The organism is Enterococcus sp. DIV1083b, from assembly GCF_051713705.1.
In the GTDB taxonomy this organism is placed as follows: domain Bacteria; phylum Bacillota; class Bacilli; order Lactobacillales; family Enterococcaceae; genus Enterococcus_D; species Enterococcus_D casseliflavus.
In genome coordinates this window covers 2,430,001-2,444,861 of sequence record NZ_JBIOQJ010000001.1, presented here as the reverse complement: position 1 = coordinate 2,444,861, position 14,861 = coordinate 2,430,001, and the positions used below count along the sequence as shown (strand labels likewise).

At 42.2% G+C, this 14,861-nt stretch carries 10 protein-coding genes and 1 rRNA gene (1 of these 11 running past the window's edge); 10 read left to right on the top strand and 1 reads right to left on the bottom strand.

Features of this window, described 5'->3' with window-relative positions; translation table 11 throughout:
* Window positions 1–86: 86 nt before the first annotated feature.
* Window positions 87–1,292, top strand: a complete 1,206-nt coding sequence (locus tag IGI69_RS11335) for a multidrug efflux MFS transporter (RefSeq protein WP_005231893.1) — start codon at window positions 87–89, stop codon at window positions 1,290–1,292.
* A gap of 47 nt (window positions 1,293–1,339) precedes the next feature.
* Here the strand turns inward: IGI69_RS11335 and IGI69_RS11330 are convergent, their stop codons facing one another.
* On the bottom strand, window positions 1,340–1,522 hold the full coding sequence (locus IGI69_RS11330; protein ID WP_008377814.1) for a YjzD family protein: 183 nt from the start codon (window positions 1,520–1,522) through the stop codon (window positions 1,340–1,342).
* 147 nt (window positions 1,523–1,669) lie between these two features.
* On the opposite strand from IGI69_RS11330, the gene dnaE reads away from it, so the two are divergent.
* From dnaE to IGI69_RS11285, 9 genes are all read left to right on the top strand, one after another.
* Window positions 1,670–4,981 (top strand): DNA polymerase III subunit alpha, encoded by a 3,312-nt coding sequence (gene dnaE / locus IGI69_RS11325; protein WP_438740861.1) that lies wholly within the window; start codon window positions 1,670–1,672, stop codon window positions 4,979–4,981.
* Window positions 4,982–5,142: 161 nt separating this feature from the next.
* Entirely contained in the window at window positions 5,143–6,105 is a 963-nt protein-coding gene (gene pfkA, locus IGI69_RS11320; RefSeq protein ID WP_005229169.1) for a 6-phosphofructokinase, read from the top strand.
* An 82-nt stretch (window positions 6,106–6,187) separates the two neighbouring features.
* A complete protein-coding gene (gene pyk / locus IGI69_RS11315) occupies window positions 6,188–7,972 on the top strand; it encodes a pyruvate kinase (protein WP_005229179.1) in 1,785 nt (594 codons plus the stop codon).
* 195 nt (window positions 7,973–8,167) lie between these two features.
* A complete protein-coding gene (locus tag IGI69_RS11310; protein WP_010749661.1) occupies window positions 8,168–8,728 on the top strand; it encodes a YceD family protein in 561 nt (186 codons plus the stop codon).
* A gap of 56 nt (window positions 8,729–8,784) precedes the next feature.
* Window positions 8,785–8,964: a 50S ribosomal protein L32 gene (gene rpmF / locus IGI69_RS11305; RefSeq protein ID WP_005229191.1), complete on the top strand. Its 180-nt coding sequence runs from the start codon at window positions 8,785–8,787 to the stop codon at window positions 8,962–8,964.
* A gap of 184 nt (window positions 8,965–9,148) precedes the next feature.
* Entirely contained in the window at window positions 9,149–10,570 is a 1,422-nt protein-coding gene (gene gndA / locus IGI69_RS11300; RefSeq protein WP_005229192.1) for an NADP-dependent phosphogluconate dehydrogenase, read from the top strand.
* A 139-nt stretch (window positions 10,571–10,709) separates the two neighbouring features.
* Window positions 10,710–11,396, top strand: coding sequence for a response regulator transcription factor (locus IGI69_RS11295; RefSeq protein WP_005229193.1), 687 nt, complete (start codon window positions 10,710–10,712; stop codon window positions 11,394–11,396).
* 14 nt (window positions 11,397–11,410) lie between these two features.
* Window positions 11,411–12,916: a HAMP domain-containing sensor histidine kinase gene (locus IGI69_RS11290; protein WP_034696083.1), complete on the top strand. Its 1,506-nt coding sequence runs from the start codon at window positions 11,411–11,413 to the stop codon at window positions 12,914–12,916.
* Window positions 12,917–13,531: 615 nt separating this feature from the next.
* Window positions 13,532–14,861, top strand: a 16S ribosomal RNA gene (locus IGI69_RS11285); it runs 229 nt beyond the window's last position.

The window sequence follows — 14,861 nt, the reverse complement described above, 5'->3', positions numbered from 1 at the left end:
TCTTTCTGTATGTTACCTGCAGAAAGATTTTTTTATTTGATTATTACTCACGATACGGTATAGTATTTGTGAAAGAAGGTTTGTAAATGAAGATTGATTGGAAACGAAATCTACTGATTTCATGGGTAGGTTGTTTTTTTACGGGTGCCAGTTTTAGTCTTGTCATGCCATTCATTCCCTTATATATAGAAGAGTTAGGCGCTCCAGAGAGTCAAATTGAGTTGTTTTCTGGATTAGCAATCTCAGTAACGGCGTTTGCGGCGGCTATCATTGCTCCAGTATGGGGAAATCTAGCAGATCAAAAAGGTCGTCGCTTAATGATGATTCGCGCGGCTGCGGGGATGACAGTGACGATGGGGTCTTTGGCTTTTGTACCGAATGTCTATTGGTTGTTGATCATGCGTTTCTTTACCGGAATTTTATCGGGGTATATTCCCAATGCGACTGCATTGATTGCTTCGCAGGCGCCTCGAGAAAAAAGCGGTTGGGCGCTTGGGACATTGGCTACAGGAGCCATCGCAGGGAATTTGATCGGTCCATCGATGGGTGGGGCGTTGGCGCAATGGTTCGGCATGAAAAATGTTTTTATCATTACTGGTGTTGTGCTGCTAATTACGCTCTTGCTTACGATTTTTCTCGTTCAAGAAGATTTTGAGCCGGTTGAAAAGGGCGATTTGCTGTCCATCAAAGAAATTTTTGGTCAAATCAAAAATATGCAGTTGCTTGTCGGTTTGTTTATTACGTCACTGATTTTACAGCTAGGTGTAACGAGTATCAGCCCGATCCTTACATTGTATATTCGTGATCTAAGCGGGAACAGTGGCAATATTTTGTTTGTCAGCGGATTGATCGTCTCTGTTGCTGGTGTTTCGGCAATCATCTCTTCGCCATTTTTAGGCAAAATCGGTGATCGTTACGGCAATCACAAGGTATTGTTAGGCGGTTTATTGCTGTCATTTTTCTGTTTCATTCCGATGGGCTTTGTCTCCACACCGTTTCAGTTGGGCGTGCTGCGCTTCTTGCTTGGTTTTTCGACAGGTGCGTTGATGCCGTCGATCAACACACTGATCAGCAAGATCACCCCGATGGAAGGGGTCAGCCGTATCTACAGCTACAACCAAATGTTCTCTAACTTTGGACAAGTGTTAGGTCCGATGGTCGGCTCAACGGTGGCAGCTGGCTTTGGTTATCCCGCCGTCTTTTGGGTAACTAGCGGGTTTGTACTGATCAATATTTTTATCTCAGGATTTAATTTCCGTAAAAGCTTGCGTAAAACGGACATCAGTGAATAGTTGAAAAGAAAAAAAAACCAGTTACAATAAAGGTAACTGGTTTTTTTTTAATGGCTTGTCTTTTCAGGCGCTGGTGCGATAATACCAACAAGAATGATCACCACACCTGTGACCAAAGAGATGATTGAAGTTAATTGAAAATCATAAGTTGCTCCAGCAAGTGAGCTGCCTAGATAGCCAACGACTTGACCTAATACAAAAGTCCAAAATAAAGTGACTAAGTAACGCATGACGACACCTCTTTTCTGCGTATCTTCCATTTCGACTTTAGTTTATCACAAAAATTTTTATTGTAAAGATTTTCACTTTTTCATTTTGTTTTTCAAATCTAATTACTAGCAGAAAGAAAGAGAATTTTCATTTTTGGAGGGATTTCAATGTATTCACAGCTCACCACCTTAAGCGCCTATTCGTTGCTGCAAAGTACGATCAAAATTCCTCACTATATAGAGCAAGCCAAAAAGATGGGCTATCAGACGTTGGGTCTGACCGATCATAATGTTCTCTATGGCGCGGTCGAGTTTTATCAGCAATGCCTAGCACAGGGCATCAAGCCGATTTTTGGCGCTTTGTTCGACTGTACCTTCGGAGAGGGATCAATGTCCTTTCCATTGTACGTATTTGCAAAAAACCTCAAGGGCTATCAAACCTTGATGCGTTTATCAAGTGAAAAAATGATCACCGAGCAGTTGAATTTAGCTGCTTGTGATTCTTTGCAGGACCTCTTTGGTTTGCTGCCTGAAGGCGAGGGGTTTCTGCCTTCTCAGCACGATGATCTAGAAGCCAATCAAGAAGCACTGCGAGCAATCAGCCATAAATTTGATTCTGAGAGCTTGTTTTTAGGTATTACTAGCAAAGGGTTAGATCCAGAAACGATCGCTTGGTTTAACGAGCAAAACATTGCACCATGTGCGTATCAACCAATCGCGGCTTTAGCACAAGAAGAAGCCTTTGCAGTCAAAGTGATGACGCATATCAAAGAGGGCTCGCAAATTGAAGACTTTCGTCAGGCTAAAGAGCAAGGGGCTGCGCAGCTTTTTCTACAACCAGCAGACCAACTGACCGCGGCATTTGAAGAATGGTCGCAGGCATTGATGAATAATCAGCGGATTGCAGCTGAATGCGCCGTCGAGCTGCCGCTGCATCAGCGGCTGTTGCCTCATTACCCGCTACCAGCCGAAGAAAGTGCTGCGGACTATTTGCGGAAAATTTGTTTTGAGCGTCTGCCTCAGCGTGTTGCCCACGTTACATCGGCGTACGAACAGCGTTTGGATTATGAGTTGTCCGTCATCCATAAGATGGGCTTTGATGACTATTTCTTGATTATTTGGGACGTCATGGACTTTGCCCACCAACAAGAGATCGTTACCGGCGCTGGAAGGGGATCGGCTGCTGGCGCACTGGTGGCATATGTTTTATCGATCACCGACGTAGATCCAATCAAATACGATCTTTTGTTTGAACGATTCTTGAATCCAGAACGTTACACGATGCCTGATATTGATTTAGACATTCCTGACAATCGCAGAGACGAGATTTTACAGTATGTGCGCCAAAAATACGGGCAAGAATATATGGCACAGATTGCGACGTTTGGCACCATGGCGGCCAAAATGGTTCTGCGAGATGTTTCTCGTGTCTTTGGTCTTTCGCAAAGTGAAGCCAATCGCTGGTCAAAAGCCATCCCCAATGCCTTGAAAATGACCTTAGATCTTGCTTATGAACATTCCAATCAGCTGCGAGAATTGGTGTCGTTTAATGAGCGAAACCAAGTAATGTTTCAAGTCGCCAAAATTTTAGAAGGCTTGCCACGTCACGTATCGACTCATGCCGCTGGTGTGGTGATCAGTGACAAGAATTTGCTTGATCTGGTTCCCTTACAAGAAGGCAGCGATGGGATCTGGCTGACCCAATTTACCATGAATGACGTAGAAGCCATTGGCCTATTGAAGATGGACTTTTTAGGCTTGAGAAACTTATCGATCATTGATAATACCTTGAAAGGCATTAAACGAATCAGCCAACAAATCGTTACCCAAAAGGAGATTCCTCTTGATGATCCAGCAACATTGCGCTTGTTTCAAAAAGGCGAGACCGCAGGGATCTTCCAATTTGAATCAGCGGGGATACGCAATGTGCTGCGTAAGTTAGGACCAGAAAGCATCGAGGATATTGCCGCAGTCAATGCCTTGTATCGTCCAGGACCGATGCAAAATATCGATACCTTTATTAAGCGGAAAAAAGGACAAGAGCGTGTCTCTTATCCAGATGACAGCTTGATTCCGATTTTGCAAAACACTTACGGAATCATTGTCTACCAAGAGCAGATCATGCAGGTAGCTTCCAAAATGGCTGGTTTCAGCTTAGGACAAGCAGATATTTTGCGTCGAGCAATCAGTAAAAAGAAAAAAGACGTCTTGGATGAGGAACGTCGTCATTTTGTGCAAGGCGCCTTAGCCAATCAGTACGATGAAAAGATCGCCAATTTGGTCTATGACTATATCGAGCGGTTCGCCAATTATGGGTTTAATCGATCCCATGCGTTTGCCTATTCCTTTATCGGCTTTCAAATGGCCTATCTGAAGGTACACTATCCCGCACCATTTTTTGCTTCGATCCTTCACTCGGTACGCAACACCGCCAGCAAAATGAAAGAATATTTAAATGAAGCCGCACGTTATGGCGTAGAAGTACTGCCGCCTTCGATCAATGCCAGTGGGTTTAGTTTTCAACTGCAAAATGAAAAACAAATTCGTTTTGGTTTCAGCAGTATCAAAGGAATCCGACGCGACATGATCCAAGACATTTTGGCAGAAAGAAAAGAGCATGGTAATTTCACGTCTATGGATCAATTTTTGCTTCGCTTAAATCAGCGGAACAGCAAATGGTTAAAATTGGATTATTTATTGCCGCTTTTGAGCATCGGCGTATTTGATGGGATCGCCCCCAATCGAAAACAAGCACTGATCCAGCTAGAAGGAAAGATCCAAAACATTACTTATAGTGGCGGCAGTTTGGATCTCTTAGAAACTATGGCATTAAAAGAAGAAGCCGTTGCCGATTACAAACTAGAAGAAAAACTGGCTTTGGAAGAAGAATACTTAGGTGTTTATTTGTCTGGCCATCCCGTGGAACAGTTTCAAAAATTGCACCAATTAAAACAAATCACTGATATTGCCGATCTGGTTCCGAATGAACGGGTGCGTACCCTTTTATATGTGCGCAAGATTCGAGAGATTCGAACGAAAAAGGGCGAACAAATGGCGTTTGTCGAAGGAACAGATGCCAGCAAAGAAGTGTCAGTAACGATTTTTCCCATCGTTTATCGACAAGTACGTTCCTTGATTGAAGAAAATGCTGTTCTTTATATCGAAGGAAAGGTCGAGGTAAGTCGTTACAATGGTGAAATCCAACTCATTGCTGATAAAATAGACTTAGCAGAAAACGTTCAAAATAAAATTGCGTCACAAACTTGTTACTTAAAGATTTCTGCTGAAGCTGAAACGTCGCACCTGCAAGCATTGTCGAAGGAAATGAAGCAGCATCACGGAAATATTCCAGTGGTGATGTTCTATGAAAGCAGTGGCAAAAAAGTGTTATTAGCAGAAGAAAACTGGGTGACGGATGAGCCGAACTTTGTCAAACAACTGATCGCATTATTAGGAAATGGAAATGTAATTTTCAAGTAATTTTCCGAAAACGGTAATTCAACTTACACTTTTTTCAACTTTTTCCCACTATTTCAAGACATTTTCATGGAATAATGGTAGAATATGTCTCGTGGTTATTACTTGAAAACTAGCAAACAGGGGCTTCCCTAAACAAAATCTTTTGATGAGGTGAAAGAATAATGAAACGCATTGGAATTCTAACCAGTGGCGGCGATGCACCAGGAATGAACGCAGCGATTCGCGCAGTTGTCAGAAAGGGTATTTTTGACGGACTTGAAGTATACGGAATCAACTATGGCTATGCCGGACTAGTCGCAGGCGACATTCGTCGCTTAGATGTTGCTGATGTTGGTGACAAAATTCAACGTGGTGGAACATTCTTATATTCAGCACGTTATCCAGAATTTGCGACACAAGAAGGACAATTAAAAGGAATCGAACAATTAAAGAAATTTGGCATCGAAGGGCTAGTCGTGATTGGTGGAGATGGATCTTACCATGGTGCGATGGCACTTACTCGTCACGGTTTCCCAGCGATCGGGATTCCAGGAACGATCGATAATGACATTCCAGGAACAGATTTCACGATTGGTTTTGATACAGCGATCAATACTGTCTTGGAATCGATTGACCGTATCCGTGATACAGCGACATCACATGTCCGCACATTCGTGATCGAAGTAATGGGTCGTGGTGCTGGCGATATCGCTTTATGGTCAGGTGTGGCCGGTGGTGCGGATGAAATCATCATCCCAGAACATGATTTTGACATGCAAGTTGTTGCTGATCGTATCCGTGAAGGACGCGACCGCGGGAAAAAACATTGCTTGATCGTTTTAGCCGAAGGTGTGATGGGCGGAAATGATTTTGCTGACAAACTTTCTGAATACGGCGATTTCCATACCCGTGTATCCATTCTAGGACATGTTGTCCGTGGTGGTTCACCAAGCGCTCGTGACCGTGTGTTAGCAAGTAAATTTGGTTCATATGCCGTTGAATTATTGCAACAAGGCAAAGGCGGTCTATGTATCGGTATCGAAAACAATGAAATGATTGCTTCTGATATCATCGATACCCTTGAAAACAATCGTCACAAACCAGATCTTAGCTTGTATAACTTGAACAAAGAAATCTCATTCTAAAGAGGTTTTTAAGCAACGCAACAGTAATTTTGTAAAAAAAGCTTATTAGCTATTTTAAATAAATGAATAGGAGCGTTTAGTAATGAAAAAAACAAAGATCGTAAGTACATTAGGACCAGCAAGTAACAGTGTGGAAATTATTTCTCAACTGATTGAAGCCGGTGCGAATGTCTTCCGCTTTAACTTCTCTCATGGAGATCATGAAGAACAATTAGCGCGTATGACAATGGTTCGTGAAGCCGTAAAGAAAACTGGTAAAGATGTCGGTATCCTGTTAGATACAAAAGGTGCTGAAATCCGTACAACTGTACAAAATACGACAGAAGCAGACTTTGGTCGTGCTGGATACATCCAATTCAACGTTGGCGATGAAACACGTATTTCAATGGATCCAGAACACAAAGGAACAAAAGAAAAAATTGCTGTAACTTATCCTGGTTTATTTGAAGATGTTCATGTGGGCGGACACATCTTGTTTGATGATGGCTTGATCGACATGGAAATCAAAGAAAAAGACGAAGCAACCCGTGAATTAGTGGTTGTCGTTAAAAATGCTGGAATGTTAGGATCACGTAAAGGGGTCAATGCTCCTGGCGTATCAATCAGCTTACCTGGTATTACTGAAAAAGATGCAGAAGATATCCGTTTTGGTCTTGATAACGATATCGACTTCATTGCCGCTTCATTTGTACGTAAAGCGCAAGACGTTTTAGAAATTCGTGAAATTTTAGAAGAAAAAGACATGACGCATGTGCAAATCTTCTCTAAAATCGAATCACAAGAAGGTATCGATAATATCGATGAAATCATCAAAGTTTCTGATGGTATCATGGTTGCCCGTGGTGACATGGGTGTTGAGATCCCTGCTGAAGAAGTACCAATGGTTCAAAAGAGCATCATCAAAAAATGTAACGCTGCTGGTAAATCAGTTATCACAGCAACACAAATGTTAGAATCAATGCAACAAAACCCACGTCCAACTCGTGCAGAAGCTTCTGACGTTGCCAATGCTGTCTTTGACGGTACTGATGCAACAATGCTTTCTGGTGAGTCAGCAAACGGTGACTACCCTGTTGAAGCAGTAGCAACAATGGCACGTATCGACGTGGAAGCAGAAAAAGCTTTATCAGAAAACAGCACTTTCCAAATCAACCAATTTGATAAAACAGATGTAACGGAAACAATCGGTTTATCTGTTGCTCGTGCAGCGAAAAACTTAGGGGTTAAAACAATCGTTGCTGCCACTGAATCTGGCTACACTGCGAAAATGATTTCTAAATATCGTCCAGATGCTGACATTTTAGCTGTCACATTTGACGAACGCACAAAACGCGGCTTGATGCTTAACTGGGGTGTGTACCCAACCGTTGCTGAAAAACCATCAACAACTGATGAAATGTTTGAATTAGCAGCAAAACAAGCAGTTGATTTAGGCTTTGCTAAAGAAGGCGATCTAATCTTAATCACAGCCGGTGTTCCTGTTGGTGAACGCGGAACAACCAACGTAATGAAGATCCAATTGATCGGATCAAAATTGCTTGAAGCGCAAGGAATTGGTGAAAAATCAGTTGTTGCCAATGCCGTGATCGCTCACAGTGCCGAAGAAGCAATTGCGAAAGCAAAAGATGGCATGATTTTAGTTGTACCAACAACAGATAAAGAATATATGCCAGCAATCGAAAAAGCAGCAGCTTTAGTTGTTGAAGATGGCGGCTTGACTTCTCATGCAGCAGTTGTCGGAATCGCGAAAGATCTACCAGTGATCGTTGGTGCCAAAGACGCAACAACAACCATCAAAGATGGCGAATTGGTTACTCTTGATTCTCGTCGCGGTATCGTTTATCGTGGAGAAACAACAGCGATCTAATGATTTTTAACGATTGATCAAGCAACAGGCAAGTGCACGTTGTGCGCTTCCTGTTGTTTTTTTGAGAGTGTCGAAATCCCTTGAGAAAAGGCATTAAAATGACACGATCAAAAATGAAAAAGGTGTCAAGAAAATTTCATTGACAAAGCCTCAGAAGCCCTGTATAATTGCTTTTGTTGCTTAGGGGTGATAAAAATGAAATGGTCTTTATTGGAATTAAAAAAATACCAAGAGACACCGCTGATGTTTGAAGAAACACTTGACCTAAAAAGTCAACTGATAAAACGCGATGGACAGATCATTGATTTGTCTCCTGTAAAAGTAAAAGGGCTGATGAGTGTTGATAAGCAAGGATACTTGCTGCACTATCAAGTGGAAACGACGATGACATTGCCATCTACTCGTTCTTTGACACCCGTAGCGATTCCTTTTGATTTTTCAGTGGATGAACAATTCATGACACCAGAGCAATTTCAGCGTCGCGATGAAACGATCGTCGAAGAAGAAGTTTTGATCATTGAAGGTCAAACCATCAGCTTAGATGAATCAGTCGCTGATAACCTATTACTTGCGATTCCTTTGCAAGTCCTGACAGAAGAAGAAAAGCAAGGTTCAGCAATGCCATCTGGCAACGATTGGGCTGTTTTGTCAGAAGAAGACTTTGCAAATCAAAAAGAAGCGCAAGCTCAACAAGTTGATCCTCGTCTTGCAAAATTATCCGAATTATTCAATGAATCAGATGACGATAACGCGTAGGATTGGAATAAATTGCAGCCTCAAGGTTGCGTTCATTAACAAGGAGGTGTAGCAAAATGGCAGTACCAGCTAGAAAAACTTCGAAAGCGAAGAAAGCAAAACGTCGTACACATTACAAATTGACAATCAACGGTTTGAACGAATGTGCAAACTGTGGTGAAATGAAAAAAAGCCACCATGTCTGCTCTAACTGTGGTCATTACGATGGCAAAGACGTAGCAACAAAAGAAGCATAATTCCTTTTTTTCAGAAAGAGGATTCTAAAACCTTAGGCTAACCATGGAGCCTGAGGTTTTTTTGTTTTTTTGGAAAAGATGGAACTTTTCAGAAATATTTTTTGTCCATCGAAAGAGAATAGTTCAAAAGCAGGTACATTTGCGCTATAATGAAAAAGATAATTGAATCTTAGGAGGATGAAAGATGACAAAACAACAAATCGGCGTTGTCGGTATGGCTGTTATGGGCAAAAACTTAGCGTTGAACATCGAAAGCCGCGGTTATTCAGTTGCCTTATTTAACCGTACTGGTTCAAAGACAGAAGAAGTAGTAAAAGAACATCCAGATAAAAATTTTAAAGCAACTTATACGATAGAAGAATTTGTCCAATCAATTGAAAAACCACGTCGTATTTTATTAATGGTAAAAGCAGGATTTGCGACGGATGCTACGATCCAAGAACTATTGCCTCATCTAGACAAAGGCGATATTTTGATCGATGGCGGAAATACCTTCTTTAAAGATACCGTTCGTCGTAACGAAGAGTTGGCAAACTCAGGAATCAACTTTATCGGTACGGGTGTTTCTGGTGGGGAAGAAGGCGCCTTGAAAGGTCCTTCGATCATGCCTGGTGGTCAAAAAGAAGCATATGAATTGGTTGCACCGATCTTGGAACAAATTTCAGCAAAAGCTGAAGATGGTACACCTTGTGTAACTTATATTGGACCAAATGGTGCAGGCCATTACGTAAAAATGGTTCATAATGGGATCGAGTATGGCGACATGCAGCTGATTGCGGAGTCTTATGACTTGATGCAAAACATTTTAGGTTTATCTGTTGATGAAATGGCTGATATCTTTGCCGAATGGAACAAAGGTGAATTGGATAGCTACCTAATTGAGATCACAGCGGATATCTTGACACGTAAAGATGATCAAGGAACAGGCAAACCGATCGTTGATGTCATCTTAGATGCTGCAGGCAATAAAGGAACTGGGAAATGGACGAGCCAAAGTGCCTTAGACCTAGGTGTTCCATTGCCATTGATCACTGAATCTGTTTTTGCTCGCTATATCTCAGCTTACAAAGAAGAACGGGTCAATGCCAGCAAAGTATTACCGAAACCAGAAGCGGTTGCTTTTGAAGGAAACAAAGAAGAATTTATCAATAAGATCCGTGAAGCCTTATACTTCAGTAAAATCATGAGCTATGCACAAGGTTTCGCGCAATTACGTACAGCATCAAAAGAGTACGATTGGGATCTTCCTTTTGGTGAGATTGCCAAAATTTGGCGTGCAGGCTGTATCATCCGTGCGCAATTTTTACAAAAAATCACGGATGCTTATGACAAGAATGCTGACATCGAAAACTTATTATTAGATGATTACTTCAAAGACATCACGAAACGCTATCAATCTTCTGTACGTGAAGTAGTTGCGCTAGCTGTCCAAGCGGGTGTCCCTGTGCCGACGTTCTCCTCTGCGATCGCGTACTTTGATTCGTATCGTTCGGATCGTTTGCCAGCGAACTTGATCCAAGCACAACGGGATTACTTCGGCGCGCATACGTATGAACGGACAGATAAAGAGGGAATTTTCCATTATTCATGGTATGACGAAGCGTAAGCTTTAAGAGAATCCAAAAGAGAAAGGCCGAAAGTGAGAACTTTCGGTCAATCTCTTTTTTATTTTTTAGATACATGATAAAATAAGACAGATAATGTCTATTTTAAAGGCAGAATAATCAATAAAGGGGCTATCAATAATGAGTAATATTCTAATCATTGAAGATGAAAAGAACTTAGCTCGATTTGTGGAATTAGAATTGAAGCATGAAGGGTATAATACCGAAGTTCATTACAACGGACGGACGGGACTGGATGCTGCGCTGAATAATGAATGGGATGCAATCTTATTGGATCTAATGCTTCCAGAGCTAAATGGGTTAGAAGTTTGCCGACGTGTGCGTCAATCGAAGAACACCCCGATCATCATGATGACCGCGAGAGATTCTGTGATTGATCGAGTATCAGGTTTGGATCATGGTGCTGATGATTATATTGTGAAGCCTTTTGCAATTGAAGAATTGCTGGCACGCTTACGTGCGTTGCTTCGCCGTATCGATATCGAAGGGGACAAAAACGTCGCAAAACAAACCACGATCACTTACCGCGATCTAACGATTGAAAAAGAAAACCGTGTCGTTCGACGTGGAACAGATGTCATTGAACTAACAAAACGCGAATATGAGCTATTGTTGACTTTAATGGAAAACGTCAATGTCGTTTTAGCCAGAGATGTTTTATTAAACAAAGTCTGGGGCTATGAGACAGAAGTTGAAACCAACGTTGTCGATGTTTACATCCGCTACTTACGAAATAAAATTGATGTGCCAGGGGAGGAAAGCTATATCCAAACCGTTCGTGGTACAGGTTATGTGATGCGGTCGTGAACCTTAAAAAAAGAATGAAAAAATTAAAAGAACTGAAGGGGCCTTCTTTAACTGTAAAGTGGGCCTTCGCAAGTTCTTTCTTTATATTCGTCGTATTTACGATCTTTGCTGTGATCACCTATAAAACATCGGTGAATTTGATCGTCGCTAAAGAAGAAAACAATGTGGAGCGAACGATGTCAGAGGTCGCTTCTCGTTTAGCCAATTCGGATCAAGAACTAACATTGGTTCGAACATATCGTAATTTAACCAAAAATGATGCGGGGACGACGAGCATTTATGATCGCACTTCAACGATCGATGGCAACTTAATGAAAATCGATTCCTTTATTTCGGAATTAGGCCAAGCGCCGTTGAGCTTGTTTGTTTATAATTTGAATGAGGATCTTGTGTTTAAAACCCATGAAAATGATTTAGCACTGATCGACACGCAGCGCAAAGCGCCAACCATCGTAACGCTGGATGGTATCACAGGCTTTCTCTCGATCCAGCCCATCTATTCAAAAGGCACCAGAGAGCGGATTGGCTATGCACAAACGTTTTATGAATTGACTTCTTTTTACGAAATACGCAGCAAATTGCTGCTGACTTTGATTATCTTAGAAGTCGTTTCTCTGATTCTTAGTAGTGTGCTCGGGTTCTTTTTATCAGCGTATTTCCTTCAGCCATTAAAGGTCTTGCGAGATACGATGGAAACCGTTCGGAAAAACCCACAGTCAACGGTGCATATGCCAGAATTAAATACGAACGATGAACTGTCTGATTTAGCAGATATCTTTAACGAAATGCTGGATCGCATGCGCCTATACATTGAACAGCAAGAGCGATTCGTCGAAGACGTTTCTCATGAGTTGCGAACGCCTGTGGCGATCATTGAAGGACATATGAATCTGTTGCAGCGTTGGGGAAAAGACGATCCAGAGATTTTGGATGAGTCTCTGGCAGCCAGTATGCAAGAGATCAGTCGGATGAAGACGCTAGTACAGGAAATGTTGGATCTCTCAAGAGCGGAACAAGTGGATGTTCATTATGCAAATGAAACAACCAATGCAAAAGAAGTTGTCTATCAAGTCTTCAATAACTTTAAAATACTGTATCCGGATTTTGTTTTTACATTGGATGATGACTTATACCATGAGTTGAAGCTGAAAATCTATCGCAATCATTTTGAACAGATCATTATTATTGTCTTGGATAACGCAGTGAAATATTCCACTGATCGAAAAGAAGTTCATCTATCCATTTCGTTGGATCGGCAATCCTTTGAAATTGCCATTCAAGACTTTGGTGAGGGAATCTCCAAAGAAGACCTCGACAAGATCTTTAATCGTTTCTATCGGGTAGATAAAGCCCGTGCTAGAACCAAAGGCGGTAACGGGCTAGGGCTCTCTATTGCGAAACAGTTATTGGAAAGCTATAAAGGAAAAATTTCAGCAGAGAGTGTCATCGGTCAAGGAACGATCTTTCGAATCTATATACCGATCGTTCAATCAGAAGATCGGACGAAAAGAGAACGTTAGGCGAAAAGCTTAAGTTCTCTTTTTTTATCCATTAATGATAGATTTAGCCGCGAAATACTTCTTATAAACGAACGTTCGAATCGTTTAACAATGAATAATTCGCTTATAAAAATAGTTGCCAAAAAGCCTATTTTTTTAGTTGATTTTTCCTTTAAGAATTGCTATATTATTACTTGTCCTTGTTAAGACATTTGTAACAAACACTGATTGATTTTTTTTGGAATTAGATGTTGACGAAACATTTTACAAGTGTTATTATAACAAAGTCGAAAAAATATCATCTCTGAAAAACCTAATAAATCAAAAAAACTTTTCAAAAAAGTGTTTGACATATAACGGTTGAGATGGTAAGATAAAAAAGTCGCTGAGGTTAAGAAAGAAGTTAAATAACAACTTCTTGAAAAAACTTTTTAAAAAAAGAGTTGACAAACAAACGTCGCTCTGATATGATATAAAAGTTGCTAACACAGCACGGTAGACCTTTGAAAACTGAACAAAGCAAGCAAACGAACCAATGTGTAGGACGTTTTAATTTATTGAAACAAATACATGCAAGCAATAGCTAGCAAAGTTAATTTTTATGAGCTTAATGACCGTATGGTCATTCAAACAAATCATTATGAGAGTTTGATCCTGGCTCAGGACGAACGCTGGCGGCGTGCCTAATACATGCAAGTCGAACGCTTTTTCTTTCACCGGAGCTTGCTCCACCGAAAGAAAAAGAGTGGCGAACGGGTGAGTAACACGTGGGTAACCTGCCCATCAGAAGGGGATAACACTTGGAAACAGGTGCTAATACCGTATAACACTATTTTCCGCATGGAAGAAAGTTGAAAGGCGCTTTTGCGTCACTGATGGATGGACCCGCGGTGCATTAGCTAGTTGGTGAGGTAACGGCTCACCAAGGCAACGATGCATAGCCGACCTGAGAGGGTGATCGGCCACACTGGGACTGAGACACGGCCCAGACTCCTACGGGAGGCAGCAGTAGGGAATCTTCGGCAATGGACGAAAGTCTGACCGAGCAACGCCGCGTGAGTGAAGAAGGTTTTCGGATCGTAAAACTCTGTTGTTAGAGAAGAACAAGGATGAGAGTGAAATGTTCATCCCTTGACGGTATCTAACCAGAAAGCCACGGCTAACTACGTGCCAGCAGCCGCGGTAATACGTAGGTGGCAAGCGTTGTCCGGATTTATTGGGCGTAAAGCGAGCGCAGGCGGTTTCTTAAGTCTGATGTGAAAGCCCCCGGCTCAACCGGGGAGGGTCATTGGAAACTGGGAGACTTGAGTGCAGAAGAGGAGAGTGGAATTCCATGTGTAGCGGTGAAATGCGTAGATATATGGAGGAACACCAGTGGCGAAGGCGGCTCTCTGGTCTGTAACTGACGCTGAGGCTCGAAAGCGTGGGGAGCGAACAGGATTAGATACCCTGGTAGTCCACGCCGTAAACGATGAGTGCTAAGTGTTGGAGGGTTTCCGCCCTTCAGTGCTGCAGCAAACGCATTAAGCACTCCGCCTGGGGAGTACGACCGCAAGGTTGAAACTCAAAGGAATTGACGGGGGCCCGCACAAGCGGTGGAGCATGTGGTTTAATTCGAAGCAACGCGAAGAACCTTACCAGGTCTTGACATCCTTTGACCACTCTAGAGATAGAGCTTCCCCTTCGGGGGCAAAGTGACAGGTGGTGCATGGTTGTCGTCAGCTCGTGTCGTGAGATGTTGGGTTAAGTCCCGCAACGAGCGCAACCCTTATTGTTAGTTGCCATCATTTAGTTGGGCACTCTAGCGAGACTGCCGGTGACAAACCGGAGGAAGGTGGGGATGACGTCAAATCATCATGCCCCTTATGACCTGGGCTACACACGTGCTACAATGGGAAGTACAACGAGTTGCGAAGTCGCGAGGCTAAGCTAATCTCTTAAAGCTTCTCTCAGTTCGGATTGTAGG